At 55.9% G+C, this 26,468-nt stretch carries 25 protein-coding genes and 1 pseudogene; 7 read left to right on the plus strand and 19 right to left on the minus strand.

Annotated elements, in window-relative coordinates; translation table 11 throughout:
• Positions 1-21: 21 nt before the first annotated feature.
• The 3 genes from LSG25_RS05010 to LSG25_RS05020 are packed head-to-tail and all read right to left on the minus strand — an operon-like array spanning position 22 to position 2,655.
• Positions 22-1,428, minus strand: a complete 1,407-nt coding sequence (locus tag LSG25_RS05010) for an FAD-binding oxidoreductase (RefSeq protein WP_232743611.1) — start codon at positions 1,426-1,428, stop codon at positions 22-24.
• A gap of 26 nt (positions 1,429-1,454) precedes the next feature.
• On the minus strand, positions 1,455-2,186 hold the full coding sequence (locus LSG25_RS05015) for a FadR/GntR family transcriptional regulator (RefSeq protein WP_232743612.1): 732 nt from the start codon (positions 2,184-2,186) through the stop codon (positions 1,455-1,457).
• Between the two features lie 31 nt (positions 2,187-2,217).
• Positions 2,218-2,655 (minus strand): DUF3293 domain-containing protein, encoded by a 438-nt coding sequence (locus LSG25_RS05020; RefSeq protein WP_232743613.1) that lies wholly within the window; start codon positions 2,653-2,655, stop codon positions 2,218-2,220.
• A gap of 82 nt (positions 2,656-2,737) precedes the next feature.
• On the opposite strand from LSG25_RS05020, the gene LSG25_RS05025 reads away from it, so the two are divergent.
• The 3 genes from LSG25_RS05025 (at position 2,738) to LSG25_RS05035 (ending at position 5,583) form a co-directional block, all read left to right on the plus strand.
• Positions 2,738-3,268, plus strand: a complete 531-nt coding sequence (locus LSG25_RS05025) for a C40 family peptidase (protein WP_232743614.1) — start codon at positions 2,738-2,740, stop codon at positions 3,266-3,268.
• 112 nt (positions 3,269-3,380) lie between these two features.
• Complete coding sequence (locus LSG25_RS05030) at positions 3,381-4,616, plus strand: ABC transporter substrate-binding protein (RefSeq protein ID WP_370635952.1); 1,236 nt, start codon at positions 3,381-3,383, stop codon at positions 4,614-4,616.
• 19 nt (positions 4,617-4,635) lie between these two features.
• Positions 4,636-5,583 (plus strand): alpha/beta fold hydrolase, encoded by a 948-nt coding sequence (locus tag LSG25_RS05035; RefSeq protein WP_232743615.1) that lies wholly within the window; start codon positions 4,636-4,638, stop codon positions 5,581-5,583.
• 137 nt (positions 5,584-5,720) lie between these two features.
• On the opposite strand, the gene LSG25_RS05040 is transcribed toward LSG25_RS05035, so the two are convergent.
• The 8 genes from LSG25_RS05040 to LSG25_RS05075 all read right to left on the minus strand — a co-directional run bounded on the left by LSG25_RS05040 (position 5,721) and on the right by LSG25_RS05075 (position 12,811).
• A complete protein-coding gene (locus LSG25_RS05040) occupies positions 5,721-6,575 on the minus strand; it encodes an oxaloacetate decarboxylase (protein ID WP_232743616.1) in 855 nt (284 codons plus the stop codon).
• 15 nt (positions 6,576-6,590) lie between these two features.
• Positions 6,591-7,835, minus strand: coding sequence for an MFS transporter (locus tag LSG25_RS05045; RefSeq protein ID WP_232743617.1), 1,245 nt, complete (start codon positions 7,833-7,835; stop codon positions 6,591-6,593).
• A gap of 112 nt (positions 7,836-7,947) precedes the next feature.
• Positions 7,948-8,619, minus strand: coding sequence for a GntR family transcriptional regulator (locus LSG25_RS05050; protein WP_232743618.1), 672 nt, complete (start codon positions 8,617-8,619; stop codon positions 7,948-7,950).
• Positions 8,620-8,874: 255 nt separating this feature from the next.
• Positions 8,875-9,849 (minus strand): tripartite tricarboxylate transporter substrate binding protein, encoded by a 975-nt coding sequence (locus tag LSG25_RS05055; protein WP_232743619.1) that lies wholly within the window; start codon positions 9,847-9,849, stop codon positions 8,875-8,877.
• 52 nt (positions 9,850-9,901) lie between these two features.
• The gene (locus LSG25_RS05060; RefSeq protein ID WP_232743620.1) at positions 9,902-10,702 is read right to left on the minus strand and encodes an SDR family NAD(P)-dependent oxidoreductase; all 801 of its coding nucleotides are present in this window, start codon (positions 10,700-10,702) and stop codon (positions 9,902-9,904) included.
• A gap of 29 nt (positions 10,703-10,731) precedes the next feature.
• Positions 10,732-11,292, minus strand: coding sequence for a carboxymuconolactone decarboxylase family protein (locus tag LSG25_RS05065; protein WP_232743621.1), 561 nt, complete (start codon positions 11,290-11,292; stop codon positions 10,732-10,734).
• Positions 11,293-11,298: 6 nt separating this feature from the next.
• On the minus strand, positions 11,299-11,889 hold the full coding sequence (locus tag LSG25_RS05070; protein WP_232743622.1) for a DUF4286 family protein: 591 nt from the start codon (positions 11,887-11,889) through the stop codon (positions 11,299-11,301).
• Between the two features lie 40 nt (positions 11,890-11,929).
• Complete coding sequence (locus LSG25_RS05075) at positions 11,930-12,811, minus strand: amidohydrolase (protein WP_232743623.1); 882 nt, start codon at positions 12,809-12,811, stop codon at positions 11,930-11,932.
• Between the two features lie 104 nt (positions 12,812-12,915).
• On the opposite strand from LSG25_RS05075, the gene LSG25_RS05080 reads away from it, so the two are divergent.
• Positions 12,916-13,815 carry a LysR family transcriptional regulator gene (locus LSG25_RS05080; RefSeq protein WP_232743624.1) on the plus strand — a complete coding sequence of 300 codons (900 nt, stop codon included), beginning with the start codon at positions 12,916-12,918 and terminating at the stop codon, positions 13,813-13,815.
• A gap of 301 nt (positions 13,816-14,116) precedes the next feature.
• Complete coding sequence (locus tag LSG25_RS05085) at positions 14,117-15,214, plus strand: FliC/FljB family flagellin (RefSeq protein WP_232743625.1); 1,098 nt, start codon at positions 14,117-14,119, stop codon at positions 15,212-15,214.
• Between the two features lie 241 nt (positions 15,215-15,455).
• Here LSG25_RS05085 and LSG25_RS05090 read toward each other — a convergent pair whose 3' ends face one another.
• The 7 genes and pseudogenes from LSG25_RS05090 to LSG25_RS20485 all read right to left on the minus strand — a co-directional run.
• Positions 15,456-16,208 (minus strand): WbqC family protein, encoded by a 753-nt coding sequence (locus LSG25_RS05090; protein ID WP_232743626.1) that lies wholly within the window; start codon positions 16,206-16,208, stop codon positions 15,456-15,458.
• Between the two features lie 2 nt (positions 16,209-16,210).
• Positions 16,211-17,419: an aminotransferase class I/II-fold pyridoxal phosphate-dependent enzyme gene (locus LSG25_RS05095; protein ID WP_232743627.1), complete on the minus strand. Its 1,209-nt coding sequence runs from the start codon at positions 17,417-17,419 to the stop codon at positions 16,211-16,213.
• A complete protein-coding gene (locus tag LSG25_RS05100; protein ID WP_232743628.1) occupies positions 17,416-18,618 on the minus strand; it encodes an aminotransferase class I/II-fold pyridoxal phosphate-dependent enzyme in 1,203 nt (400 codons plus the stop codon). Before LSG25_RS05100 ends, LSG25_RS05095 begins: the two co-directional genes overlap by 4 nt.
• Positions 18,618-19,304: a class I SAM-dependent methyltransferase gene (locus LSG25_RS05105; protein WP_232743629.1), complete on the minus strand. Its 687-nt coding sequence runs from the start codon at positions 19,302-19,304 to the stop codon at positions 18,618-18,620. The genes LSG25_RS05100 and LSG25_RS05105 overlap by 1 nt, the downstream gene beginning before the upstream one ends.
• A 139-nt stretch (positions 19,305-19,443) precedes the next feature.
• Positions 19,444-20,688 (minus strand): DegT/DnrJ/EryC1/StrS aminotransferase family protein, encoded by a 1,245-nt coding sequence (locus LSG25_RS05110; protein ID WP_305072061.1) that lies wholly within the window; start codon positions 20,686-20,688, stop codon positions 19,444-19,446.
• Complete coding sequence (locus LSG25_RS05115) at positions 20,685-23,699, minus strand: methyltransferase regulatory domain-containing protein (RefSeq protein WP_232743630.1); 3,015 nt, start codon at positions 23,697-23,699, stop codon at positions 20,685-20,687. The genes LSG25_RS05110 and LSG25_RS05115 overlap by 4 nt, the downstream gene beginning before the upstream one ends.
• Positions 23,700-23,849: 150 nt before the next feature.
• Positions 23,850-24,146 (minus strand): annotated as a pseudogene (locus LSG25_RS20485) (methyltransferase); the annotation flags it as partial.
• A 372-nt stretch (positions 24,147-24,518) separates the two neighbouring features.
• Here LSG25_RS20485 and LSG25_RS05125 point away from each other — a divergent pair.
• On the plus strand, positions 24,519-24,938 hold the full coding sequence (locus tag LSG25_RS05125) for a hemerythrin domain-containing protein (protein ID WP_232743631.1): 420 nt from the start codon (positions 24,519-24,521) through the stop codon (positions 24,936-24,938).
• Between the two features lie 78 nt (positions 24,939-25,016).
• Here LSG25_RS05125 and LSG25_RS05130 read toward each other — a convergent pair whose 3' ends face one another.
• Complete coding sequence (locus LSG25_RS05130) at positions 25,017-25,778, minus strand: RNA polymerase sigma factor FliA (RefSeq protein ID WP_232743632.1); 762 nt, start codon at positions 25,776-25,778, stop codon at positions 25,017-25,019.
• A gap of 279 nt (positions 25,779-26,057) precedes the next feature.
• Here LSG25_RS05130 and LSG25_RS05135 point away from each other — a divergent pair, with 279 nt between their 5' ends.
• Complete coding sequence (locus LSG25_RS05135) at positions 26,058-26,450, plus strand: flagellar protein FlaG (RefSeq protein WP_232743633.1); 393 nt, start codon at positions 26,058-26,060, stop codon at positions 26,448-26,450.
• The last annotated feature ends 18 nt before the right edge of the window (positions 26,451-26,468 follow it).

Consider the following 26,468-nt stretch of genomic DNA (forward strand, 5'->3'; position numbering starts at 1 on the left):
TCCATTTCGCCCCTGGCGGCACTACAACAACTTGCCCGGATTCATGATGTTGTGCGGATCGAACAGTTGCTTGATCTGTTGCATCAGCGCAATAGCGACCGGATCCTTGTAGTGGTGGAAAGCACGGCGCTTGAGCTGCCCTATGCCATGCTCGGCGCTGATGCTGCCTCCGTAAACCGCCACTTCATCGAACACGGCATCGGCCACCGCTTCTTCATGTTCGGCAGCCCAGGTTTTATCGGCGCCCTGGGGACGGGAAATGTTGTAGTGCAAATTGCCATCGCCGAAGTGGCCGAATATGTAAGGCCGGCAATCGGGCGCCACCGCATGCAGGCCTTGCACGGCGGTGCGCATGAAATCGGGAATGCGCTCGATAGGCAGGGAAATATCGTGTTTCAGATGCGGGCCGTCGGCGCGCTGCGCTTCCGAGATTTCTTCGCGCAGCCGCCACAAGGTCTGCAACTGCGACAGCGATGCCGAAACGACCGCGTCCTGGCACAGTTCCTGCTCCAGCGCCTGGCCTATCACCTCTTCCAGCAAACGGTTCAGGCCTTCACCGTCGGCGGTGTCGGCCAATTCGATCAGCACATAGGCGGGATGGCGCTGCTCGAAAGGTTCATGCAGGCCCTCGGTATGCGCAAGCACCAGGTCCAGGCAAGCGTCGGTGAAAAATTCAAAAGCCTGCAGGCGCGCGCCGCAGGCGCCAAACAGCAGGCGAAATAACTCGAGCGATTGCTGCGCGGACTCGACGGCCACCAGCACCACCGAGCGCACTTGCGTCTGGGCATATAAGCGCAAAGCCACGCCTGTAATAATACCCAGCGTGCCCTCGGAGCCTATGAACAGCTGCTTCAGATCGTAGCCGGTATTGTCCTTGCGCAAGGTGTGCAGCCCATTGAAAATCGTGCCATCGGGCAGCACTGCCTCGACGCCCAGCACCAGCTCGCGCGTCATGCCATACCGCACGACATTCACGCCGCCCGCATTGGTGGCCAGGTTGCCGCCGATTTGCGCGGAGTCTTCAGCCGCCAGACTAAGCGGCAGCATGCGCCCAGCTTCGTTTGCCGCACGCCTCAGGTTCCCCAGAATGCAGCCCGCGTCGACCACCAGCGTGTTGGCAATGGTGTCGAGCGAACGAATGCTGTTCATGCGATCCAGACACAGAATGACATTGGCCGGATTGGCGTCGGGCGTGGCCCCGCCGCACAAACCCGTGTTGCCGCCCCGCGGCACCACGGGCACCTTGTGGGCATGGCACAGACGCAGGCATTCGGCTACTTGCTGCGTGGACCGCGGCCGCACAAGCGCCTGTGCCTGCCCTGTGTAGATACCACGCCAATCGCTTAGCCATGGCACTATTTCCTCGGCTGCGGTTTGCACGACGTCCGGGCTCAGGGCGTTTTTCAATTCTTCCTGGAAACGGTTCATGATATCCATGCTTTCAAAATTCAGATCTACAAAAAAGAAACATCGAGGCCCAGCCGCTGGCTGGCATTGTGCAAATGTTTTCTGGCCATGCTGCGGGCCAGCGCCGGGTCGTGTTGTTTGATCGCCGCCAGCACGGCTACATGCTCGTCATGCACATAGGATGCCAGTCCGGCTTTGGACGGCGTGGATTTCCGGGCGCGATCGAGCGCCAGGGTATTGAGCCTTGCCGCCCGCACACCATAGCGCCATTGCTCGTTGAGGTATTGCATCAATTGCATGTAGTGCGGATTATGCGTGGCCTTTGCAATGGCCTTGTGAAAAGCCAGATCCCACTCCAGCGCCTGATCGGGCTCGCCCAGGCTTTTTTTCAGGGAGCGCAGAATATCTTCCATCAGTGCAATTTCATCGGGGCCGGCATGCAAGGCGGCCAGGCTGGCCGCCCCCGCCTCGATTTCGCAGCGCAACTCGTAAATATGCCTGAGCGCCGTTTTGTCTACATCCGCGGGTACGATAAGCTGGAAGCCTTCATCGACCGAACTGGCCAGCACGCGGCACCCCGCCCCCTGGCGACTTTCCACCAGCCCTTTGGTGCGCAAGCGTTCGGTCGCTTCGCGTATGACAGCGGCGCTGACATTGAACTCCTGCGCCAGCAGGCGCCCCGCTGGCAATTTGGCGCCGACAGCATAAACCCCCTGCTGGATACGCTCGATCAGGGCATCGGCCACGCGGCTGGTCAGGGTTTGCGGTGAAATTTGCATAGCGGCAATAATATCAGGTTATCTGATAACTTTAAAGAAGCAACAACTGGGGCATGGCATCGCCGCCGCACCACACTATGGCGTTCTGGCGGAATTTTCCGCCCAAAGCCCGGGCATCCGCACGATCAATGCCCAAAACCAGAAAGCTCGGCTCGCCGGGCCATGAGTTCGATGGATGCCGCCCGACTCCTTGCATACAGGTATACGCGCTTCGATCCAGCCAGTCTTGCAGCTCGCGCTGGCGCCGGCGATTTTCTGGCTCGGGTGTAACCCGGCTGAGCGGATTGAATGCCGTGATGAACGCCGCGCACCGCACGCCATGCCGCTCGAACAGGGCCGACAAGGCAGGGCTCGCTACTCCGACTCGCAGCGTGAAGCCGCTGGCACCGCTCACGATATAGTCCGTTTCGCGATAGGCGCGCAACAGCGTGGGGGAAATCAATGTTGTAGGCACTCGATTTGTGGCCATAAGCGCACATCTTAAGGCTTTTCGGGCCCATTTCGCCGCCTGCGCTATTGTCTGCACAGATGAACCCCACCATAATGCAGGCATGGAGACACCTGAACGCGGGCGTCAGGCCCGGCCTTATTCCCTGCTGTTGATCAGCATGCTGTCGATCCTGCTGGCCGGCTGCGCCGGCGAGTCGGGCCTCAAGTCATCCCAAGGCCTGCGTTCATATCGACACATCGTTATCGACGGAACAAAGCGCAACAACGTCGCGCTGACAGCCATGGGCTTGGTCGGCACGCGCTATCGCTATGGCGGCTCCAGCCCCGATAGCGGGTTCGATTGCAGCGGCCTGGTGCAATACGTGTTTGAAGACGCCACCAGCGAGCAGCTTCCCCACAACACGGCCGAAATCGCGCAGATCAGCCGACCTGTATCCCGCGGCGATTTAAGCGTGGGCGATTTTGTATTTTTCAATACGCTCCACAGCGCCTATTCCCACATGGGCATCTATATTGGCGATGGGCAGTTCGTGAATGCGCCGTCCAGCGGCGGCCATGTGCGCATCGATGCGCTCAATAGCCCCTACTTCGCCAAGCGCTACGAAGGCGCCCGAACGCTGTTCCAGCGCTGACAGCCCGGCGCGTGTTACCGATTGCCGCTTGCCCGAAGGGCCAAAAGGATATTAAATAAGCCGCAAGCGACCAGCACAAAAAATATTCCCCAATCCGCCCGAGGAGGCCTCCGTGAAAATCACCCTGATAGCCGCTGCCCTGTCGGCAAGCGCCCTGCTTGTCCTGCCTGCCTCTTCAAATGCCCAAACGCCGTCGAGCCCGGCCGCACCCATTAAAATCGGCGTGCTGACCGATCTATCCGGCGTCGTTGCCGACGCGACCGGCAAAGGATCCGTGGAGGCGGCGCGCATCGCCGTCGAAGAAGCAGGCGGCAAGGTGCTGGACCGCCCCATCGAAGTCATTGCCGCCGACCACCAGCATCGTCCCGATATAGGCAGCGCGATCGCCCGCAAATGGTTCGACGTCGACGGAGTCGATGTCATCGTCGATCTGCCCAATTCCTCCGTCGCCCTGGCCGTGCAGAACATCGCTCGCGAGAAAAAGAAAATCGTGATGTTTTCCAGCGCCGGAACCACGGCTCTCAGCCAAGGCCAGTGCTCGCCTTATGGTGTGCAATGGACCTACACCACGTATGCCCTGGCTCGAGGCACCGCCAGCGCAGTGGTCAAGGCGGGCGAAAAAAACTGGTTCATACTGGCCACCGATTACGCTTTCGGAAAACAACTGGCCAAGGACACCAGCGAGGTCGTTACCGCCAACGGCGGGCACGTGCTGGGCACGGTTTACCACCCTCTGAATACGGCGGATTTTTCGTCCTTTCTGTTGCAGGCTCAATCCTCCAACGCACAGATCATTGCGCTGGCGAACGCGGGCGGCGACACCATCAATGCCATCAAACAGGCTGCCGAATTCGGCCTGGGCACGGGCAAACAGAAACTGGCTGCCATGCTGCTCATGATCACCGACGTGCACAGCCTGGGGCTTAAAGTGGCGCAAGGCACCTACCTGACCACGCCCTCTTACTGGGACGCCAACGACGGTACGCGCGCCTTTACCAAGAAATTCGAGGCCCGCGTCGGCAAGCCGCCCACCTTTTTGCAGGCAGGCGTGTACGGTTCGGTCAGGCATTACCTCAAGGCGGTAAAAGCCGCCGGCACCGACCAGTCGGACGCCGTCATGGCAAAAATGCGCCAGTTGCCCATCGACGACCCTTTCAGCCAGCATGCTCAAATCCGTCCCGATGGCCTGGTCGTGCGCGATATGCTTTTGGCGCAGGTCAAAACCCCCGAGCAATCCAAGAAGCCCTGGGATTACTACAATATCATTGCCACCATACCCGGCGAAAACCTGGTGTGGCCTTTAGCCGAAAGCCAGTGCCCACTGCTCAAGAACGACAAGAAATCATAGCAAGGCCAACCCGCCGCCCATGACCGCGTCAAAAACAGGAATAGCCCGATTCGGAAGCTTTTACGCGGGCGGCCGGCAACTGCGCATCACGGGCGAGCCGGTTCGATCCATCGCCTTTACTCAAACGGCATCGTACGAGTACGATCCGAATGGCCTGTTCCATATCGAACAGGCCTATGTGCAGTACTTCATTCCCGCCGAACAGCGTTGCGCGCTGCCGCTGGTATTGCTGCATGGCGGCGGCATGAACGGAGCCATGTGGGAACACACGCCCGATGGCCGCACCGGCTGGGCGCAAGCCTTTGTCGACCAGGGTTTCGCTGTATACATTGTCGACAACGTCGAACGCGGACGCGCAGGCTGGGCTCCTTTTCCGGGCGTCTGGCCCGATGCGCCTATCATCCGCAGCGCCGAAGAAGCCTGGAGCCTGTTCCGATTCGGCAAGGCACCCGACTTTCCGGCTCGGCAGGCCTTTGCCGGCCAGCGATTTCCAGTCGAACATCTGGATGCGTTCATCTGTGGGGCCGTGCCGCGCTGGCTGTCCAACAACGACACGGCCGTAACAACCTTGTGTGCGGCCCTGAATCATATCGGCCCCTGTCTTTTGCTGGCGCACAGCCATGGCGGCGAAGTGGCTTTCCGCGCTGCCGCCCGCTGCCCGGACGTGGTGCAAGGCATGGTCGCGGTCGAGCCTTCCGGGTTTTGCCCTGCCGACGCGATTCCATCGCTGGGCCTGCGGGCCGGCCTGTTTGTCTATGGCGACTATCTGGACGCCACTCCCACCTGGGAAACTCTCATGGAAAAAGGCGCCGCATTCAGGAATGCCCTGGTTCACGCGGGCATCGGCGCCGAATGGTGGGAGCTGGCCAAGATGGGCATATACGGCAATTCGCACATGCTGATGATGGACAACAACAGCGACGACATCGCCCTGAAAATTGGCGCCTGGCTGCAGGAACATTTCTAATGTGCAGCGGCCGGATAACGCATCGGCCTCGTTGACGATGAGCGTAGGGGTGGCCTTTGTAGCCCCCCCGGGGTAACGCATCGGGTCGAACGAACGGGCGCAAGGCCCGCCCCTACAGCCCGCCTGTCGTTCAGCCCTTATTCTTTGTACTTCGCATCGAAATCCCACACTTCCTTGAACCCCATCAACAGGCACAGTTTTTCGAATGAATACAAATCCGAGGTGACGTTCAAGGTACCTTGGCCGTTCTTGATCTCTGAATAAACCTTCTCCAAAGCCTTGGCAACCGCCAGAAAGCCCGTGCCCGGATAAATCGCCAGGGAAAAACCCAGGGACTCCAGGTCTTGCGGCTTGAGCTGGGGGGTGCGCCCGCCTTCGACGATATTCACCAGCACCGGCAGGTCAAAAGACTTGCCGATGATTTCGAGTTCTTTTTCCGATTCGGGCGATTCGATGAACAGGATGTCGGCCCCGGCTTTTGCATATTTCTCGGCCCGCCTCAAGGCTTCGTCCAGGCCAAGCGAAGTTCGGGCATCGGTGCGCGCGACAATAAGGAATTCGGAACTTGTCCTGCTGTCGGATGCGACTTGGAGTTTCCTGACCATATCTTCGGCGGAAGTCACCCTCCTGCCCGCGGTATGCCCGCACTTTTTGGGAAACTCCTGATCTTCCAGCTGAATGCCGGCCGCCCCGGCTTTTTCGTAGCCTTTGACCGTATTGGCTACATTCAGCAGGCCGCCATAACCGGTGTCGCCATCGCAAATAATAGGGGTCTTGCTGGCGCCGCAAAACGCCGCTACGCGGTTGACCATGTCGGTATACGTCGCCAGCCCGGCGTCGGGAAGGCCCAGGTACGACGCCACCGAGCCAAAGCCTGTCATGTACAGGCAATCGAAACCCATTTGATCGGCCAGCTTCACCGATATCAGGTCATATACCCCAGGGGCGACAAGTAATTTGCCGCCATTGAGTTTCTGCTTCAAGCTGCTCATGCAATTTGCTCCCATTTACAAAACATCAATTTCTTCCAGTGTCTTTTTGCGTGTTTCGATGCCCAGCACCAGCATCACGACTGTTAAAAACAATAAGGCGCCGACAATGAGCGACATTACGCTATTGACGCCGCCCACCACATACATGGCCACAATGATCTGCGGCGTCGCAATTCCCGCTATGCGGCCCATTGTGTTGGCGATACCGTTTCCGCGCATCCTGATTTTTGTGGGGAACAGTTCCGGCGTATAAGTTGCTATGCCCAGCGCAACAAGCAGGTAGATCAGGGTAAACAGGATAAAGCCCAATAAGGTCGCCACGTATATGGAAGGAGACGACAGATACAGCCAGCCCGTAATGGCGGCCAGCAGGCACACCAGGGCAATACTGTATTTCCTGCCCACCTTGTCCAGAATAAGTGCGCCGATCAAGGCGCCGAAGGGGCCGCCTAAAGACATCAGCGTTGCATAACCCAGGGACGAAGTCACCCCCATGCCCTGCTTGACCAGGAACGTAGGCACCCAAACGATAAATCCGTATATCACGATGTTTGAGACGACATGGATGCAGATGCCGAGTATCGTTCTTCTTAAATAGGGCGGCTTGAACAAATCGATGCTTTTCAAAGTGCTGTCTATCGTTGCTTTGACCGGCGCGGGCGGCGGCAATTTCGACTTGTCGTAGCCGGCCTCGACATCGCTGACTATCTTGTCGGCCTCTGCATACCGGCCCTTCGATTCCAGCCACCGCGGCGATTCCGGCATTGTTTTACGCAGGAACCAGACGATCAGCGCCCCAACGCCGGCAATCGCGAACATGAAACGCCAGCCCAGATTCGGAATAACGATAAAGCCCAGCAGTGTCGAGAAGAACAATGCCGAATTGGTAATCAGCGACAAATAAGCCGACCACTTGCCCCTGACCTTGGGAGGAACAAACTCCCCCAGGCATCCGTAGCCAACCACGATCTCGGCGCCAAGACCCAGGCCCATGAAGAACCGGCACACGATAAGCCAGTCTATCGACGGGGCGAAGGCGCCCGCAATCGAGGCTATGCCGAAAATGGCCAAGTTGAACTGGTAGGTGAACTTCCTGCCTTTCAAATCGCCCAGATAGCCGGCCGTGAACGCACCAATCAGCATTCCTATGAATGTGACGGATAGAAACGTGGCATTCGAGCCGATCGTCGACCAGCCGCTTTTGACCAGCGCCCCCAGCACGCCGGCGGCCAGATAGATGTCAAAGGAATCGAAGAACATCCCCCCGCCAATAAGCCATATGATCCTCTTGTGGAAGGGGCCTATCGGCAGGCGATCAAGTCTTGGCCCTATGTTCTCGGTTGTCTCCACCTATGTCTCCTTTATTGAATCGTTACTTTTTAAGGTTCAGTAAAAACGAATTCTTGCCATGCAGAATATGGCTTTTCATGATGGATTCCATCAGCTCGGCATTCTTCGTCCGGATGGCATCGATCATTTCAAAGTGTTCGGTGTTGCTGCGGATGCGCTCTTGCTCGGAATAACCTTTGAAGGTCCATTTGATCAGGGGGATCTTCTTGATCGTATTCAGGGATGTGCACAGCACCTGATTATTGGAGCGTTCGGTTATCAGCTTGTGGAACCGGTCATTCGAAACCTGCCGCTGGCTGATGGCCTCGGGCGTATTGTCCTGATTGAGCGACATTTCCTCCGCCAATTGCACCAGTTGCTCAATGTCGTCAGGGCTCATATTGCTTACGCACAGTCTTGCCAGATACGGCTCGATCAACACCCGCGCATCGAATATTTCCTCGATATTCTTCAGGTTCCAGTCATTCACCCTGACGCCCTGATTTTTCTTGATTTCCAGCCACCCTTCAGCCGCCAGGATCCTGAGCGCTTCCCTGACGGGCGTTCTGCTGACTTTCACGGTGTCGGCGATCGATTCTTCCCGGATGAATTCGCCCGGCGCAAGACGACCGGCCTCGATCTCGCGAGTGATGTACTCATAAGCCGTATTGACCGACTTCGTCATCAAGTGCGCGGAAGCATTTTCATTTTGCATACAATTACTGATAAATACCTAGATCAAAGCGTGTTATTTTTTATAATTGCATACAATCTTCCATTCTGGAATGAGGGTTTACGCTAAAAAGCTTGGCCAAATAAGTTGCGCCCCGAGGGCCGGAACGAGTGTCCGGCCCTCGGGGCGCAGGTCAAGCCAGGAGAATGGCTTTAAACGAAACACCAGGATTTGCAGGGGTGCCTCGTTAGGGGCTCGCGGCAACGCATTGGATCGCCCGCTCCCCTAGGCATACGACTACTCATTGACCGTAATGTGCTCGGCCTTGATCAGGGCTCCCCATTTCTTGGTGTCCTGCTGGATCAGTTTGGCAAATGCATCGGGCGAAATAACCGAGGCTTCCACGCCTGAAGTCTCTGCGTACTTCCTGGCATCCTCCGACGCCATGGCCACTTGCATGGCCTTGTTCAGCGCATCGATAGTCTGCTTGGGAGTTCCCGCAGGCGCAAAAATACCGTACCAGTTGCTGGCATACACATTCTTGAAACCCAATTCGTCAAACGTAGGAACGTCCGGCAGCTTGGGCGAACGCTTGGAATCGGCGATGCCGATCGCGGTCAGTTTGTGATCCTGGATAAAAGGAAGCAGGCCGGAAATGTCGCCGAAAAACCCGCCTACCTGCCCCGCCACCGTATCGCGTATGGCCGGCGCCGCCCCCTTGTAGGGCACATGCAAAATATTGGCCTTGGTGGCAATGCGCAGCAGTGAAATGGCCATATGCGGCATGCTGCCGATCCCCGAGGAGGACAAGGTCACCCCTTCCTTCTTGCTTTTGGCCAAATCGAGGAATTCCTTGACCGACTTCACCTTGCTGGTGGCCGGCACCACCAGGACCTCCGGCGTGGACACCAGCGTGGAAATCGGCGCAAAGTCTTTTTCAGGGTTATAGGTCAGATGCGGATAAAGCGTGGGGTTGATGGAAATGGCGCCCGCTGAACTGAGGAACAGCGTATGCCCGTCGGGCGCGGCGCGTTTCACAAAATTCGCGGCAATCGCCCCGTTGCCGCCCGGCTTGTTTTCAACGATAACCGAAGAGCCCAGAGAGCTTTCCAATTGCTTGGCCACCACGCGGGCCAAGGTATCGGCCGGCCCGCCGGGCGGGAAAGCCACTACGACCGTGGTCGGCGGGGCCGCATAGGTGCTTAGTGCCGCCATGGCCAATGCCGCGCCCAGCCCCAGTTTGGATATGAATGAAATTTTTCCAGTAAACATAGTGTCTCCCTTGCGCCCCTTGATCACCCTTGGGGCTGTGTGAATGTAAAAATCAACCGCAACGTGCGCTCATGCCGCCATCAACCAGCAATTCGGTTCCGGTCACAAACCGAGCCTCTTCGGAAGCCAGGAACAAAGCCGCGTTGGCCGTATCCCGGCCGTCGCCCATGAACGGCAAAGGAATCCGGGACTGGCGCTGTGCAAGCAATTGCTCCACGTCGCCCCCGGCCCTCTGGCCGGCCAGCCTGGCTTCGACCATGGGCGTGTGCATCTGGCCGGGAATCACCGTATTGCAGCGTATGTTCTTTGCCGCATACTCAATGGCGACGACACGCGAAAACTGGATTACCCCCGCCTTGGCGCTGGCGTAGCCCACCTGGGCCGACCCGGTCCAGCGTATGCCCGAGGTCGACGCGATATTGACGACCGCCCCGCCGCCGTGCTGCTCCATCAGCGGCAACACATGCTTGCACGTCAGGAACACACTTTTCAGGTTGTAGTCGATCTGCGCGTCCCAATCGTCTTCCGACAAATTGACCGGACCTCCCTTGCGGGAGCCGCCCACATTATTGACCAGGACATCGACCCGCCCATAAGCCTGGACGCAGGCCTGGACCATGTCCCGGACCGAGGCGCTCGAGGTGACATCCGCAATATGCGTCGTGATATCGCCGCCAATCTCCCGGACCCGGGCGACAGTTTCAAGCAGCGCCCCGGCATTCAGATCGACGGCAAAAACCTGCGCGCCCTCTTCGGCAAAGCGAAAGGCAATCGCCCGGCCATTGCCCCAGCCGGGGCCTACGCTGCCCGCGCCCGTCACAATGGCTACCTTGTTGTGCAAACGTCCTGCCACGAAGACCTCCTGTGCATTGAATGAGAATTTCAGCCGGCGGCGCCAAATGCGCTCGGCGCCGCGGCATCCGCAGGCGCGACCTCGAAGACATTCAAGGTCATGGAGATCAGCGTGTAGTACCCCGCCAAACCGACCAGATCCACCACATGATCCTGGCCCAACACCTCGATTGCGCGCCGATATTGCAGCTCGGGTATGTGGCGTGTTTCGACCAGGGTTTTAACGAACTCGTAAACGACCTGTTCGTCCTGTTGCCGGAATTCGATGCGGCCGCCCGTGCGTATGCCCTCGGCGATGTCGCTCGATATACCGGCTTCGATGGCAATGGGTTTGTGCGCCCACCATTCGAATTCAGAACGCCACAAGGCGGCGATGGTCAATATCGCCAGCTCGGACAGGCGCGGCGGCAGGCTCGAGTCGTAGCGGCAGTACTGGCCCAGCGCCTGGGCGGGTTCCGCCAGCCCGGGACGATGCAGCCATATGGCCAGGGGTCCGCGCACGCGCCCCCGGGGCCCCGACTGGATCGCCTCGTAGACGCGCCGCTGATGCTCGTTCATCCGTTCGGGGTCGGGTGGCAAAAGTCTGGGCATTGCGATCTACCCCCGGCCCGGCGAGACGCCGTCTTTTTTGAACATGGTTCTTTTGGTATTGAAGAAATTGGGCCGCACCCGGCTGCTCCAGTCGGTCGCGCGCACGGCCACCCAGGGCTCCGAACCGAAAGTCTCCAGGGTCTCCAGATCGTAGGCGGCGTAATACCTGGGAGACCCGCTGCCGTCGGTATAGCGCCAGGCCTGGACCGTTCCAGGCACGGCCGCCAGGCCGGGCATGTGTTCAGTCTGGTACCACGCATTGAAATCGCCCTCGGCCTCGGGCCGCACATCCGTTTCCACCACATAGTGCCAGGCGGCTTTCTTGCCAAAGGAATGTCCAGGCAAATCCAGCGTACATTCCAGGGCAATGACCGCGGCGCCAGGGCACAGCCCCATGCATGCCGCCTGCAGCTTTTGGCACTGGCCATCAGTGTCGGCGGCGGCCAGCTTCAGGTACACATAGGTCTCGGCCTGCTCGATGGCACACTGCACGTCGAGCGAGGACAGCACTTCGGCAGACGACACGGCTGTCAGGGCGTGCCGAACTTCGGCGGCGCTCAGCCGCAAGCCTGGAAACTTGATCAAACCATTTTTCATATTGCCACGCGCACCTGTTCCATATAAGCATTCAATAGGGTCATGCCTGAACCTCTTCGTCAAATCCGTACAAAACCTGGGGATTGGCGACCAATATCTGCTCCAGCACCGCCGGGTCCGGACACAAATCGAGCAGAGTATTGGCCGAATCGCCGTCGTCGGGCATATCGCCCTGCACCCGGGGATGCGGCCAATCGGTGCCCCACAACAGGCGATTGGGCATATGCTCGATCAGTGCGCGCATCAGCGGCCTGCCGTCGGCAAAAGGCCGTTTGCCGCTGCTGGACACCCGGTCGATGCCGGAAATCTTCACCCACGCGCCGGGATGGCTCTTCAGATCCAGCAAGGCCTGGAAATTGGGATTCTCCACGCCCTTGTCCGCGGAGACCCTGGCCATATGGTCGATCACGAAAGGAACATTAAGGCTGGTGAACCAGGGCAATACCGAGATCACCGAGGCTTCATCGCCATGTACGCAAATATGCCAGCCATGCGGGGCAATCAAGCCGGCGATATGTTCGACCTCTTCCCGGGTAGAGCCCGCCAGATGGGACATGAAATGGAAGCGCGCACCGCGTATGCCGCCTTCGTGCAACCTTTTTATCTCGCCGGCGCTGACATCGGGCGCCAGCAGCGCCACGCCGCGGCACTGGCCGCGGCTGCGGGCGATGGCATCGAGCACCGCCGACATATCGTAGCCATGGCACGCCGCCTGAACCAGCACGGTACGGCTGATGCCCAGCTTGTCGTGCATGGCCTGCAATTTTTCAAAAGGCGCATCCGGCGGGGTATAAGGCCGTTTTTCGGCAAATGGAAATACAGCGGACGGCCCGAATATATGGCAATGACTGTCGCAGGCATGGGCCGGAAATCGGTGCCGGACCGGTGCAATCTGTTCCAGTGGCGGAGCGTAATCGAACATGGCTTTCTCATCAGTGAATCAACGCCATGATGCGTCAGACCAACTCAGGGCAGCAATGGCCGATATGTGACTTCTGATATACAAAAAACGTATATCATGCCGCTATGGACTTGAAACAAATCAACTATTTCATCGTCGTGTGCGAGCAGCGCAGCTTTTCCCGCGCCGTTGAAATCCTGGATGTCTCCCAGCCCTCGATCAGCCGGCAGATCCAGTTGCTGGAAGCTGAACTGCGACAGCACCTGTTGCGCCGAACCGGCCGTGGCGTGGAACCCACCGAAGCCGGCCTGCGGTTTTTGAATCATGCCAGGGCACTGCACAAGCTGGCCGGCCACGCAAAGCAGGATCTGCAAACCTTTCGCTCATCCGCCCAGGGCAAAGTCAGGCTGGGCCTGCCGCCCCGCGTTGCCCGGCGCCTGACCCCGCTGATCGTCCAGGAATTCAGGGCGCAGGCGCCGAGCTCCTCCATCAGCATTGCCGAGGGCCTGAGTTCGGACATGCGCGGCTGGCTGATCAAGAACCGCATCGATCTGGCGCTGCTGTACGACCCTTCCCCGGCCGCCATGCTGGCCTATGAAACCATTTATCGCGAAGACATGGTGCTGGCCTACGCAAAAGCCTGCCAGCCCAGGCCGCCCCGCCTGATCAAAGCCGTTCAACTGGGCCAGTACCCCATGGTCTTGCCCAGCATGCCGAACTCCATACGCACCCTGGTGGAAAATATCTGCAACGATTTCGAGGTCAGCCTGAATATCGTGGCCGAAGTCGACGTAGTGCAGACCGCGGTGGAGACCATATCCTACGATCAGGTATTCACGATTATTCCGCGCTCGGCCATCCACGACACCGCGCGCCACCGGGAATTGACATTTTCAGCCATCAAAGACCCGGTCATCATGAACAACCTGGTCCTGGCCATGCCTATCAACAGCCCCAACCCCGAACTGTCCGAGACAACCGCCAATATCTTGCGCAGCATCGATATGGGCAAGCATATGGTTTAAGACGATGGGTGTTTACGGCATGCGATGGATGGGTATTTAAAGACGCCGTCTATCGGGGCTTGGGGTCAGGACCGGCACGCCCCCCTGCGGCGTTTTATAGATAGACACCCGCCCCAGCCCACACAAACCGCTACCCCACCCTAAAGTTCCCCTTCCCCTCGCCGTTAATGTCTGTGAACAGGAAGAAGCGGGCTTGGTTTAAGTACGGGACTAAGGCCCTTGTGCTCAAAACAGGCTTCTTTCTTCTTGGCAACCAGGCGGAGCACCAGATTCGCCGTATTTATTCCTCTCAGGAGTTCTCATGTCAGTTATCAATACCAACACGCTTTCCTTGGTTGCCCAAGGCAACTTGCAGAAATCGCAATCGGCTCTAGGCAGCGCCATCGAGCGCCTGTCGTCGGGCCTGCGCATCAACAGCGCCAAAGACGACGCCGCCGGCCAGGCCATCGCCAACCGCTTCACCGCCAATATCAATGGCTTGACGCAAGCCACGCGCAATGCCAACGACGGCATTTCGATCGCTCAAACGACCGAAGGCGCGCTGAACGAAATGAACAACAATTTGCAGCGCGTGCGCGAATTGACAGTGCAGGCCGCCAATGGTTCGAACTCGGCTTCCGATTTGAAATCGATCCAGGATGAAATCGACCAGCGTCTGAGCGAAATCGACCGCGTATCGGCACAAACTCAGTTCAACGGCGTCAAGGTTCTGGCCAGCAACTCCAGCCTGAAAATCCAGGTCGGCACGAACGATGGGGAAACCATTTCCATCAATCTGCAGAAAATCGATACGTCCGCACTGAACCTCAAATCCTTCAGCGTTTCGGGCGTAACCGGCCCCATCACGCAGTTGACCGATACCTCGGTAACCGGCACGACCACTATCAAAGATCTCGACACAAGCGCAGTGGACTCAATTGCCGGCACCGGCGGCTTTACGGTTCACGGCGTGGGCAGCGCAAGCGCGGACGGCACCTATAGCGATTATGTGATCCGCCTGTCCAATGGCGCCCAGTACGAAGGTGCGGTCAGCACAGCAGGGGCTGTAACATTCAAGGATAGCACCATCACCAGCGCAGCCACGCTGGCGACCGCGACGGAATACACACCAACCGGCGCAGCCACCAGCAGCCCATTGAAGGCGCTCGACACGGCATTGGCTCAAATCGACTCCATGCGAGGCCAATTGGGTGCGGTCCAAAACCGTTTCGAATCGTCGATCGCCAACCTTAACAATACCGTAACCAACCTGTCGTCGGCACGCTCACGCATTGAAGACGCCGACTACGCGGTTGAAGTGTCGAACATGACCCGCGCCCAGATCCTGCAACAAGCCGGTACTTCGGTTCTGGCCCAGGCCAACCAGGTTCCACAAACTGTGTTGTCGCTGCTGAAATAATCTGACATTCGATCAGATCAGCCGGTAAGGAAGTCGGATTCACCTTCGGCTTCTTTGCAGTACCCCGCCGCGATGAATCCGTTCATCAAAACGGAGAAAGCCAGCCCAAGGGCTGGCTTTCTTGTATGCCGTCAGTCAATACTCCAACCCATAATCACCACCGATTTCACGAAAAAACACATCACTCCCTGGTGAAAACCAGCACATATGGCAATTTATGGCCTGGACGCATACAAGCGCTCTATATTCCATTTGGCAAAGAACCCGGCACTTCTTCCGCGGGAATTATCTTTGCCGCACCATCAATGTAATTCTTGACTATCTCGGGACTATTCCACATCAGAACGTCGAGGATCGACAAATTAGGCTCGAATGAATAGTTGCCTACCGGATAGGAAAACCCCTGAAAGTCCAAAAAAGACAGCTTGATTTTCTTTTGAAGAAAATCTTCAGAAGAAAACAAATGCCGCCCACCAATTGGATTGATGTACTCGGTAGCGTTTATAGCTTCGCAAATTTCAGGAGCCCAGCCGCCAGGCCGCAGGCCTGACGGTAGATTCAAACCCATGGCGGAACACGTATCGAAGGCAAACGGAATACAGAGGTAATCGCAAGTTGCTTTTAAGCCCGATACATTTAATGCAACAAGACTATCGCTCATCGACGAAGAAAAAACTTGATCGACTAGTGCAATCACAGACCCATAATAAGGAGCATAACGTCGGTAGTGAGTGAGTTTTCCTAGTACAGCCTGGCGAGAGGCTTCTTTATCAAGGATACGCGCTTCACAGGTTTTGATCGATATGGACGAGTTTGCCAAGGCTACAGTCACGTACTGGCTGCCACCTGCGGGATGCAGAATGCGGTTTCGATTCATCCATGTTTTTGGTGTGTACTGGGTAATATCAAATACCAACCAACGATCGACATTGGCAATTAGCGCAAAATGCCCCAGGTAGGGAAAGAAATAGGGCTGCATAATGCCTATCTTCATCTTTAGCGTTCCATCACACGCAAGATTGCATCTGCCGATTGCTGAATGAGCCGAATCTTGCTACATATAATCGATACCATAGAGTCCTCGACCCACGCCCCAAGGGGAAGTTGTAGGGCCACTACGCACAAAGCATTGGCGACAGGAAACGTTTCAGAAGTCGCCGAAGGCTCGGCATCGGATACGGACGCCCGACGTGGCATCGGGGGAAAATGTTCCTGCGTTACGATTCCTTCCAACTGAAGAGCTCGCCGCAAAACACCTCTGGGCATACCGAAATCGCACTCATCGATTTCACAGATCAAATATTGGTAATTGCAAACGTCCATCCCACGAGGGACAAAAACCTTAAGCCCAGGTATTCCTGTCAATTCCCGACAATACATATTGTGCAGCACCCTATTACGAGCCATCACCGAATCGAGAGACTTCAGACTCAGCAAACCCATGGCTGCTTGTGCCTCTGACATGCGCCCATTTGCAGTCCGGCTTACCGGAATGACTTGGCGGACGCCATAGCTGCTGCGGATATTGCGCAGACGCTCAGCCAGAAGATCGTCACTTGTCGCAATGCAACCTCCTTCCGTCGTATTCAATATGTTGGTGGCGTTAAACGAAAACACCTCAGCCCTGCCGAACCCGCCTATGGGCCGGCCACCGATGGAGGATCCAAAGCTGTGCGCAGAGTCGAAGTAGATGGGTATGCCGTAATCATGCGCCAGGATTTCCAGGCGTCCGGCATCACAAGCCCCACCCCAAAGATTCACAGGAAGAACAGCGCTGGCTCCCTGATCCAGGAAGTACTTTAACTTGTCTAGATCAATAGCATGGCTTTCACGATCAACATCGCAGAACACAGGTGTCAAGTTGCTCCACCTGAGTGACTGAGACGCTGCAGCGTGCCCGAATGACGGGACAACGACTCGGCCCTTTAGCTCTAACGCTTCGGCCACCATCGACAGACCAATCGCTCCATTCGTCACGCAAACGACGTGACGTACCTGCAATCGTTCAGCAAGCTGCAATTCAAATAGATTAGTCAGCGGCCCTTGATTGGTGTAGTACTGTCTTTCAAATAACTCCCGGAAACTATGCTCATACTCGCCCCAAGCTGGAAAGTAAGCCTGCCCGCACGGAATTGGGGTCGGGAAAGCCGGTGTGCCATCAAGAACAGCCAAATCCAGAGAGCGCTCAAAGTTCGGGCTGGTCATTGAGTAACCCTACTCTTGATATCAGCCGCGTTGCCTTTGATAAAAGTCAGGAAATGAGCTATTTCCAATATATCTTCTTTGCTAACAAAATGACCGCAAGGCATCAGCATAAAACGTTCAGCCAAGTGCTCGGTTACGGGCAAATTTCCGCTAATCGTCGGGTACATAGTCTTTTTTACATGCAGGGGTGGCGAATAATAGGCCCTGGACAACATTCCCTCTGCGTTAAGAAGCTCAAGGGTCAGCTCTCTTGTCAGCTCCCATTCGCCGGTCAACTCTACGACGATATTCTTGAATGAGCAGCGTTCCGACTCATCAAAAGGAAGCAGCCTGATTCCCGCAATATCTTGAAGAACGTCTTGGTAAACCCTGTAGCGTTCCCTATTGCGCGCAACCTGCTCTTCTAAATCGTCGAGGCTGGCCAAAGCCATCGCAGCGTGAATTTCGCTCAGTTTGGCATTCGTTCCATAGCTGGTTTCCGTATGCTCGGACGTGAAATCGAACTCACGCATCCCAAGCAATTTATCGGCGAGTTCTTTATTGTTCGTAGTGAGATAGCCGCCCTCGAAACCATTAAGCAATTTACTGGCATGAAGCGAGAAACATTCCGCATCGCCAAATGATCCGACTTTCCGTCCTGCCACTGATTCGTATACCGACTCGACTCCATCAAAAAGAATTGGGACAGCATGCCTTCCTGCCAGCTGTTCAAGCCCCAAAGCATCGCAGCAATTGACAATTGGATGAACTCCGATGATCAATGCTGTATTCGGACCTATATTGAATTCAGCGGTTTGGGGCGAAATCGCAAGGGTGTTTGGATCAACATCACAATAACGCGGTACGAGGCCGGCCCAGGCAACAACATCGCCCAAACGCCGATACGTCAACGACGGCATTACCACCTCCATCCGGCCAGGAACAGCCAAACTACGAATCGCCAAAACAAGAGCCCAGAAGCCGCTGCAAAAACATACGCAATAGCGAGTGTTGTGGAATTCGGCAAGACGGCGTTCAAGCCTGGTGGCCAAAGAATCACTGGTTTCATACTGACCTGCCTGATAAAGCGCTTTCGAGTACTCCAGAAATCGTTCAATATCGGGCCGAACAAGATTAGATGTGGAGCGAGGCTTCTCAAATAACCTGCCACCGCTGAATAATGCCAATTCCGAGATGCTGTTTTTTTGCCTTTTCAGCATTATGAATTCCGGATCAAGGTAACGTCATAACGATAGTGCGAATTAAAAAAACCCTGCGGCATAAAACTGAATCTGGCCTCCCAGCCAGCTTTCTGCGCCATTTCTCGAATTTCTTGTTGGCTGCGCCAAACACCAATTTTGCTATCAAAGTCTGTCAATTCCTCATCGCCTGGCAATCCATTCTTATAAAATAATTCAGCCCGCTCTCTGTCCGGCAGGTTTCCAATAAAAACATGGGAAGCGTTAATAAACCTCTGGCTGAGGATCGCCAATAATTTTTCAGGATCGGGAAAATAAGAAAAACATCCATAGCACAACACTTTGGTAAATCGCTCCGGTATTTTTTCAGCTAAAACATAATCCAGCACATCACCTACTTCGAAGCAGAAATCTGGTGCCTTTTCAAAATCCCGCTTCGCAACAGAGATTAAATATTCAGAATAGTCCACCCCAAAGAATGCATGCAATGTATTGAAAATACGCTCTGACAATGCACCATTTCCACACCCAAGATCAAGCAGGACGTCACTCCCTTGATTCGTCAACAATAGATTGCGGGTAATGGCATTGACTATTACCTCTATTTCACGATCGAGGATCGGTTGCCCATTTACAGTTCGTTTTACCTGCCCCCAATAATCTTTTGCGGGTAATGTTTTCGGATGAATTTTGTAATCGGATTCCAACGATTTTTACTCCAGGCGTTGAGTTAAAGATGCAACAATTCAGCAGCGCCAGCCAGGGCTATGTGGCACTGATGTGGGATGCTTGGGCTGGCCTTTACATCTTAAATTCCAGTATTTTTCGAAAAAAACACTGGAATTCCTATCCTGCGATCAGGCTAGCAATACGTTCAACCGCACTATCTTGAAGCTCGGGATAAATCGGTAGGCATAAAACTTTTTCGGCAATCTCGTTCGCTACAGGAAGATTCTCGCGTCGCGCTGAATGCATGCCTCTATACATTGGAAACTCACTAATTAAGGGATAAAAATAACGCCGTCCAAAAATATTGTTATCCCTTAGTTTTTGATACAGCCCATCACGCGAAAGGGGGAAGCTCTTTTCAACCAGGATAGGAAAATAAGAGCCATTTGAGACAAGCTGTCCGGAGTCGTTCACAATGCAAATACCTTCTATGTCACCAAGCAGCCTTCGATAGGTTTGACGTATCTCCCTGCGGCGAGCCAGTGCCCCATCTATGTGTTGCAGTTGCAGCAATCCGAATGCGGCATTGATTTCGCTCATTTTCCCATTGATGCCAGAGGCGACAACAGTCGTTTCGTTTACGAAGCCAAAGTTCTTAAGATGATCGATACGCTGCTTGGTTTTGGCATCCGGACAGATAATGGCGCCGCCTTCGAAAGTATTGAAAACCTTGGTGGCATGGAAGCTGAGGACACTAAGATCACCGTGTCGCAAAACACTGCCGCCAGCATCCTGAACGCCAAAAGCGTGAGCCGCGTCATAAATGACTTTGAGGTTGTAGTTATCGGCAATATTCTGTATGGCCGCGACATCGCAGGGATTGCCGTAGCAATGAACCGGCATGATGGCCGTCGTCCGGGGAGTGATGGCCGCCTCGATTTTCGAGGGGTCGAGATTCAGTGTCTGGGGATGAATATCTACAAACACAGGATTGATACCGTTCCACAACAGCGAGTGAGAGGTGGCAACAAAAGAATACGGCGTTGTGATGACTTCTCCGGATATGCGCAGCGCCTGCAACGCCGTCAATAACGCGATGGTTCCGTTATTGAACAGTGCAATATGCTCCACACCGAGGTAATCGCACAGAGCCGGCTCCAATTGCCGATGCATCGGCCCGCCATTGGTCAAGGCCTTGCTAGCCCAGATTTGCTCAAGATAAGGCAAGAACTCGGCCAATGGAGGGAGATATGGCTGCGTGACAAAAATGGATTCAGCAATCGAGCTGTCCTGCCCCGCGAAACCAGGAGACTGCCCATGAACATTCTTGCCGAATAATTTCGACGCCGCTATCAACTCGGCCTTGCGGGCCAATTCCTCTGGCTCCCCTATACCATCGATGATCCTATTCAGATGCCTCATACTTCCACCTCGAAGCTCTCCGGTGCCTTGCCAGCGCACCAGACTTGCCACATCCGGCGCAGGGCGGCTTCCAGACTCTGAGTTATAAAATCTTGGGAACCTATAGGCGAGCTCTCAATACGCCCTCGCATGCCCGCCCTGATTGCCGCTAATTCCACGCGTTTTTCGCTCCAGAAAACCGCTTTGTCCACATACTCGTCCTTGGTGACGGTAACAAACTCGTCCAGCCCAAATTGGCTCATGAGGGCAGCTCCCGCTCGCCCGGCTAGGGTTTTTCCTGCCAACGTAAGCGTCGGGAGCCCCATCCAAAGACCATGCTTAGTGGTCGTGCCGCCCGCATAAGGAAACGTATCCAGGAGCAAATCCACCTCATGATGCAAACTCAAATAAGTTTGCATCGACGCCCGTTCGTGGAAAATCAAACGTCCCACGTCAATCCCATATTTCGCAAATCGCGCAGTCACGTCCGCGGGCATTGTGGTTCCCAGCATATTACCGAGAAGCAATCGCGAGTCGGGCACGGCCTTAAGCACCCGCGCCCACAAAGCAAACACACTTTCGCTTGCCTTGCTCAGGCGGTTGAAGCTCCCAAATGTAAAGCTACCCTTGCTCAACGAAGGTAAAACATTCACATCTGGACTATTGGATAAAGGCTCAAATGCATGCACAGATGGAAGATGTACCAGTTTTTCAGTAAATTGCTCGTCCAACAAACCTGCCGGCGCAAAATGCTTATTCACGATCCGATAATCCATAGCAGTCAGGCCGGTAGTAGCCGGATATCCGATCCAACTGACCTGCACAGGAGCTGGCTTCAGCGCGAACATGGGCAAACGGTTATAGCCAGTATGGCCAGACAGATCGAACAGAATATCGATGCCATCGCGCCGAATTTCTTGTGCAAGCCCGCCATCGCTCATGCCGGTAGCCAGGGTCCATTTTTTTGTGTAGCCGCGCAAGCGCAGGCTGATATCGTCCTCCGCCTCATTGCAACTACTGTATGCGTATATTTCAAATACTTTTTTGTCCAAAGCCCGCCACACTGGCTCCAGAAAGTGCGCAACAGCATGAGTCCTGAGATCGCCCGAGACAAAACCCACACGCAGCGGCCTCCCCGGATCGCGAGAATTGGCATGCATGACAGCGGGCGAGGCGCTTGCTTTTTGTTCAGCCCTAAGCGCGAAAGACCTATGCGCCTTGAACAGCTCAACAGGACTGGCCGCCTCGTCATGAGTCATGATAAACAGCCAATTGCTGAACACCTCAAAATTATCAGGCTGGGCATCAAGCACCTTTCTGTACGATGCCATGGCTTCGGCGACCCGAAGCTGCTCGGCGCATACATTGCCCAGATTGCTATACACCGCCCAATAGTCAGGCTTTTCCTTGATTGCGCGGCGATAGCAGGCCTCGGCCTCCGATATTCTCTTCTGTTGCCGGAAAACATTGCCCAAATGGTTCCACGCCAATACATTACGAGGATCCAACCTCAGGGCTCTGCGGGCACTTATCTCGGATTCCTCCAACAATCTCAAAGAAAGAAGAGCCGCGCACAGATCCGAATACAGGCCCGCCTCCATAGGCCGCAAGGCGATCGCTTTGAATAAAGGCTCCAGCCCCTCCTTGGCGCGTCCTGTCTGGCTCAACACCTGGCTCAGTGCATGCCAGCCAAACATATGTTGCGGAAACTGGACGGTAAGCTGCCGTGCCAGAGACTCCGCCTCCTGGAACAGCTCTTGCTGCTGTAAACGCGAAACGCGAAGTATTGTTTCCTGAGCAGGGCTCTGTCCCGCCGGCAAAGCATGTCGTCCCGACGTTTTCTGGATTTGGGCCGGCAATCCGGATTTACCAGAATGCAGGCCGCCCTGCTTAAGTGGGCTGGCATATAGAATCAGCGGATCCAGATAGCCTAAGTCGTAATACCCGTGTCCTGCATTCACTTCCAGCGCTATCTTGAAATAGTCCACCCAGGCAGCGCTCGTACCCATAAGCGCGCCCTGCCGCTTCAAGACATCAATCAAACGCGTCGCCATATATCGTGCTTTGGCATCGACTGCATTCTTTTCTGTGTCTTGCGTCGGCATGCCGTCCGGCTGCAAGGCCTTGCGCAGCAAGGCAACAATCTGTGCAAAACTATTCTGCCCATTGAAGGCCGGCAGCAAAGCGGCCTCTATGTCATTCAGCTTAAAATCCACACCGTCATGCCAGAGGTTGAATCTGGCCACGCCATACACGGCTTCTTTGCCCGGCTGCGACAAGCTCGCCAGCCCAGGCACCAGGCACAAATTGCCTGGCGCTACCGCGTCGTAGGGGCTCGGTCCAAAGCTATAGCGCAACAGGCCTGCCTTGAACAAGACTTCCAGCGTTCGCTGCACCGCTTTCGAATGATCGTGTCCCTCACCGGGCAAGGAGGTCACATCTGCAGTGTTGAGAACCAGGCTTTGAAAGCTTAGCGAGGCGGGCCAGGCATAGCTCAAGGCCTCGACGATGGAAATCTCGAGAGGCTCCCCCACCATGATTTTTCGGCCTGTGTGGGTGATATAGCTCGTTCCTTTAACCGACACGCCGGGTTTCGGATCCGCTCGTCGAAACCCACCGGCCCAGCGCAAGTCGGCGAAGCGCGCAAGATCCGGCCCAATGAGGATCCCTTCGGCCCGCTCTTGTCGCACGAGCAGACTTTTACGCAACTGGCGGCCAACCGCAAAATCCAGGTACTGCTGGCGCATAACCTTGGGCTGCCCAAAGGCAATCAGGCTGTGGTTAAGCTGTACATTCACCCCATGGCTTGCTGAAAGCTCCTCCTGGGGTTCGGCATCGCCCACGTACGCCAGGCCGGCCTCCTGAGCCAGGCCGGCGAAATCAAGAAAATAGCAGGGGGAACTAAACGCTTCCAGATACTCTTCCGCCGTACTGTAGTAGTCCGCGTACCTGTGCAACTGCTCCACCGCCGACTTGAGCGCAGCCGCCTGCGGATTGTGTACCGCCACCCCATCCGACAGCAAGGTCAGCATGGTTCTGGCGCTGGCCAGCTTTTCTTCACCGTCAGTGGCCGAGTGGCTGTGCAGCAACATGGCGTCGCGCACTGTCTCGCCGGCCTTCCAGCCAGGATACGTGTGGTGACTGATATAGGCTATGCCTTTGGGCGACAGGTTTTCACTGCAGATGCGCAAGATTGCCTGGCGCACCTCAAGCGGCACCCAGCTGAACACGCTATGCACGATGATGTAATCGAACTCGCCAAAGCTTTTGTCGATGTCTGCCAAGCTCATGGCGTGCAGTTGCAGGTTTTCACCGCCCAAATCCTGCACAACCTTCCTGCCTTGCTCAATCTGCGCCGGCGATAAGTCGACGCCCACGGCCTGCGCGCCGGGATATGCCAGTACAAACGGCAACAAGTTTCCACCCGACCCACAGCTCAACTCCAGCACCCTGGCCTTTTCCAGCGGCTCCGTTTCCACTCCGTATAAATGCGCCGCCGCCCTCAAATGGCCGGGCGACGAATAAAAAAAGGCGTTCGATGTGTACGACGCGCAGTCGCTCTGCCCGGCGATTTGCTGATTGACGGTATCGGGCGAATTCAAGCCAGACTCCTGAAGGTATAAAAACGGATAATGAGCAGTAGCGTAACAGGCGCAGCAACGAGCTAATCCGCCGAACTATGGCGGATTTTGGAGGTAGCTGGACAGGATTAAGCGCTGGCGCAGGCTGGCTCAAAAGGATGAAACGCACTGCCACTGCCCGATCCTTTAAAGAACGCGCCACTTCTGCCGTTAAATTGAAAAAGCGTCAATAAACGAAGGGAAGCGGGATCACGCAAGCCAGGAATCATCATGGAAATCGAAAAATTCAAGCTGCAGCACGTTGAAATACTCACTGCCATTGCCGCTCTAAGAAAATACGCTCACGCCGGCATCAAAGAACATGCCGGCGACATTGCTGGCTTGATTGTGTCCATGAACACCGTAATCAAGGTGCATTTGGCCGTGGAAGATCGTCTCCTGTACCCGGCTCTGCAAGACGGCAAAGATAAAGCCCTGGCCGACATGGGGCGCCGCTATCAGGAAGAAATGAAAGACATTGCATCGGCCTATATCGCGTTCTCACGACGCTGGAATACGCCAACACAGGTGGCGCACGACCCTGAAAGCTTCAGGGTCGAAGCCAATACGGTGTTGCGGCGGGTACATGAACGCATGCAAAAGGAAAACACAGAGTTCTATCCCGCAATCGAGAGATCGCAGAAAGGGTAAAGCGGGAATTCGGGCGGCGATGCAATTGGAAACCGGGCGCGGGACCATGCATCGGATTCGAGGGCCACAAGGCCCCCCCTACAGAAGGCTTTGGTATTCCATTTCGCTGGGCGCTTCGTGCCAGTTTTTCCGAGTCAGGGAGGCTCGGATGCGTGCAACGGCTTGCGAACGTATCTGCGACACGCGCCCTTCGCTTACATCCATGACCGCGCCGATTTCCTTCTGATTGAGGTCCTGCTCGAATTGCAGCGACAGCAACAACTGCTCACGCTCAGGCAGGTTTTTAATGGCATCCGCCAAGGCTTGCCGCAAACCCTGCGACAACAATTGATTTAGGGGATTACCCTGAGCGACCGGCCGATCCGAATCAAGCACGGTGTGGTCCAGCGCGTCGTGCGAATCGGACTGATGGCGCAACAGGTCTTCATAATGAACGATCTGCACTCCACGCGCATCATCCAGCAGTTCGTGATAATCGGACAGGGGCAGGTCAAGCTTTTGTGCGATTTCCAGTTCAGTGGGAGGGCGCATCAACTGTTGCTCAAGCACATGAATTGCCTGCTCGATGCTTTTGGCCTTGCTGCGCACACTGCGCGGCAGCCAGTCCTGGCTGCGCAACTCGTCCAGCATGGCCCCGCGCACTCGCGTGACGGCATAGGTTTCAAACTGTGCATCAGGAGTTTGCTGATAACGGCGCGCGGCGTCCAGCAGGCCGATCATGCCGGCCTGCATTAAATCATCGAGCTCGACGCTGGCAGGCAGCTTGGCAACAAGCTGCAATGCCAGGCGGCGAACCATGGGAGCGTACTGACCGACCAACAGGTCTTCCGAGCTGGACATGCGCGAGCAAACAAAAATACAGACAAGCTATTCTCGCGCCAGACCCGCCACGGCCATGCCACGATCAAGACGGGATTTCATGGGCTGTTCCAGGCATTGACGCACCATAGGCGCGGCCCCGCCGCAGCGACGAAACCCCGAAAAACTAAAGTTCCTGGCAGTGCGGCCGTTAAAGCTTCAGGCAAGCATGTATACCCATGCTCAAACCCATGCGCTGGGCGAAACGCAAAAACGTTGCGCCCAGCGCCCGTTTGGCTACATATCCCAGGAGCGAGTCCCATGATCAGCCCCCTTGCGCCCATTCAGGCCCAGGCCAGCCCGGTACCTGCGGAAGCAGTTCGCCCCGCCACTGTACCCGACCCCGCTCAGCAGGTCACCGCTGCCCAGGATGCCTTGAATAGCAACACCGCCACTGCGGGAAAGTCGCAGCCGGGTACAAACGGCCAAGCCATGGATCCCCTGGAAAAAGCCTTGAAACTGGTCAATTCCAACCTGCAAGCCTGGTCCACCGGCATGCGCTTCGACATAGACCCCGATTCCAAACGCATTGTGGTGTCAATTATCGACAACGCTACCGGTACAGTGCTGCGCACTGTACCCAGCGACGCGGTTATACGGGTCGCCAAAATGATTTCCCAATTGCAGGGTACCGGAATTGATACCAAAGCCTGAGTCCAGCGAAGGCAAATG

This window comes from Paralcaligenes sp. KSB-10 (assembly GCF_021266465.1).
In the GTDB taxonomy this organism is placed as follows: Bacteria; Pseudomonadota; Gammaproteobacteria; order Burkholderiales; family Burkholderiaceae_B.

Bases quoted from the DNA above. Each gene is read 5' to 3' on its own strand.
- LSG25_RS05110 (WP_305072061.1), bottom strand. From the start codon at position 20,688: ATGAGGCATCTGAATAGGATCATCGATGGTATAGGGGAGCCAGAGGAA.
- LSG25_RS05115 (WP_232743630.1), bottom strand. From the start codon at position 23,699: ATGCTGACCTTGCTGTCGGATGGGGTGGCGGTACACAATCCGCAGGCG.
- LSG25_RS05035 (WP_232743615.1), top strand. From the start codon at position 4,636: ATGACCGCGTCAAAAACAGGAATAGCCCGATTCGGAAGCTTTTACGCG.
- LSG25_RS05070 (WP_232743622.1), bottom strand. From the start codon at position 11,889: ATGAAAAATGGTTTGATCAAGTTTCCAGGCTTGCGGCTGAGCGCCGCC.
- LSG25_RS05095 (WP_232743627.1), bottom strand. From the start codon at position 17,419: ATGACCAGCCCGAACTTTGAGCGCTCTCTGGATTTGGCTGTTCTTGAT.
- LSG25_RS05100 (WP_232743628.1), bottom strand. From the start codon at position 18,618: ATGCTGAAAAGGCAAAAAAACAGCATCTCGGAATTGGCATTATTCAGC.
- LSG25_RS05040 (WP_232743616.1), bottom strand. From the start codon at position 6,575: ATGAGCAGCTTGAAGCAGAAACTCAATGGCGGCAAATTACTTGTCGCC.
- LSG25_RS05050 (WP_232743618.1), bottom strand. From the start codon at position 8,619: ATGCAAAATGAAAATGCTTCCGCGCACTTGATGACGAAGTCGGTCAAT.
- LSG25_RS05080 (WP_232743624.1), top strand. From the start codon at position 12,916: ATGGACTTGAAACAAATCAACTATTTCATCGTCGTGTGCGAGCAGCGC.
- LSG25_RS05015 (WP_232743612.1), bottom strand. From the start codon at position 2,186: ATGCAAATTTCACCGCAAACCCTGACCAGCCGCGTGGCCGATGCCCTG.
- LSG25_RS05130 (WP_232743632.1), bottom strand. From the start codon at position 25,778: ATGTCCAGCTCGGAAGACCTGTTGGTCGGTCAGTACGCTCCCATGGTT.
- LSG25_RS05125 (WP_232743631.1), top strand. From the start codon at position 24,519: ATGGAAATCGAAAAATTCAAGCTGCAGCACGTTGAAATACTCACTGCC.
- LSG25_RS05075 (WP_232743623.1), bottom strand. From the start codon at position 12,811: ATGTTCGATTACGCTCCGCCACTGGAACAGATTGCACCGGTCCGGCAC.
- LSG25_RS05065 (WP_232743621.1), bottom strand. From the start codon at position 11,292: ATGCCCAGACTTTTGCCACCCGACCCCGAACGGATGAACGAGCATCAG.
- LSG25_RS05045 (WP_232743617.1), bottom strand. From the start codon at position 7,835: ATGTTCTTCGATTCCTTTGACATCTATCTGGCCGCCGGCGTGCTGGGG.
- LSG25_RS05135 (WP_232743633.1), top strand. From the start codon at position 26,058: ATGATCAGCCCCCTTGCGCCCATTCAGGCCCAGGCCAGCCCGGTACCT.
- LSG25_RS05085 (WP_232743625.1), top strand. From the start codon at position 14,117: ATGTCAGTTATCAATACCAACACGCTTTCCTTGGTTGCCCAAGGCAAC.
- LSG25_RS05020 (WP_232743613.1), bottom strand. From the start codon at position 2,655: ATGGCCACAAATCGAGTGCCTACAACATTGATTTCCCCCACGCTGTTG.
- LSG25_RS05010 (WP_232743611.1), bottom strand. From the start codon at position 1,428: ATGAACCGTTTCCAGGAAGAATTGAAAAACGCCCTGAGCCCGGACGTC.
- LSG25_RS05055 (WP_232743619.1), bottom strand. From the start codon at position 9,849: ATGTTTACTGGAAAAATTTCATTCATATCCAAACTGGGGCTGGGCGCG.
- LSG25_RS05025 (WP_232743614.1), top strand. From the start codon at position 2,738: ATGGAGACACCTGAACGCGGGCGTCAGGCCCGGCCTTATTCCCTGCTG.
- LSG25_RS05090 (WP_232743626.1), bottom strand. From the start codon at position 16,208: ATGAAGATAGGCATTATGCAGCCCTATTTCTTTCCCTACCTGGGGCAT.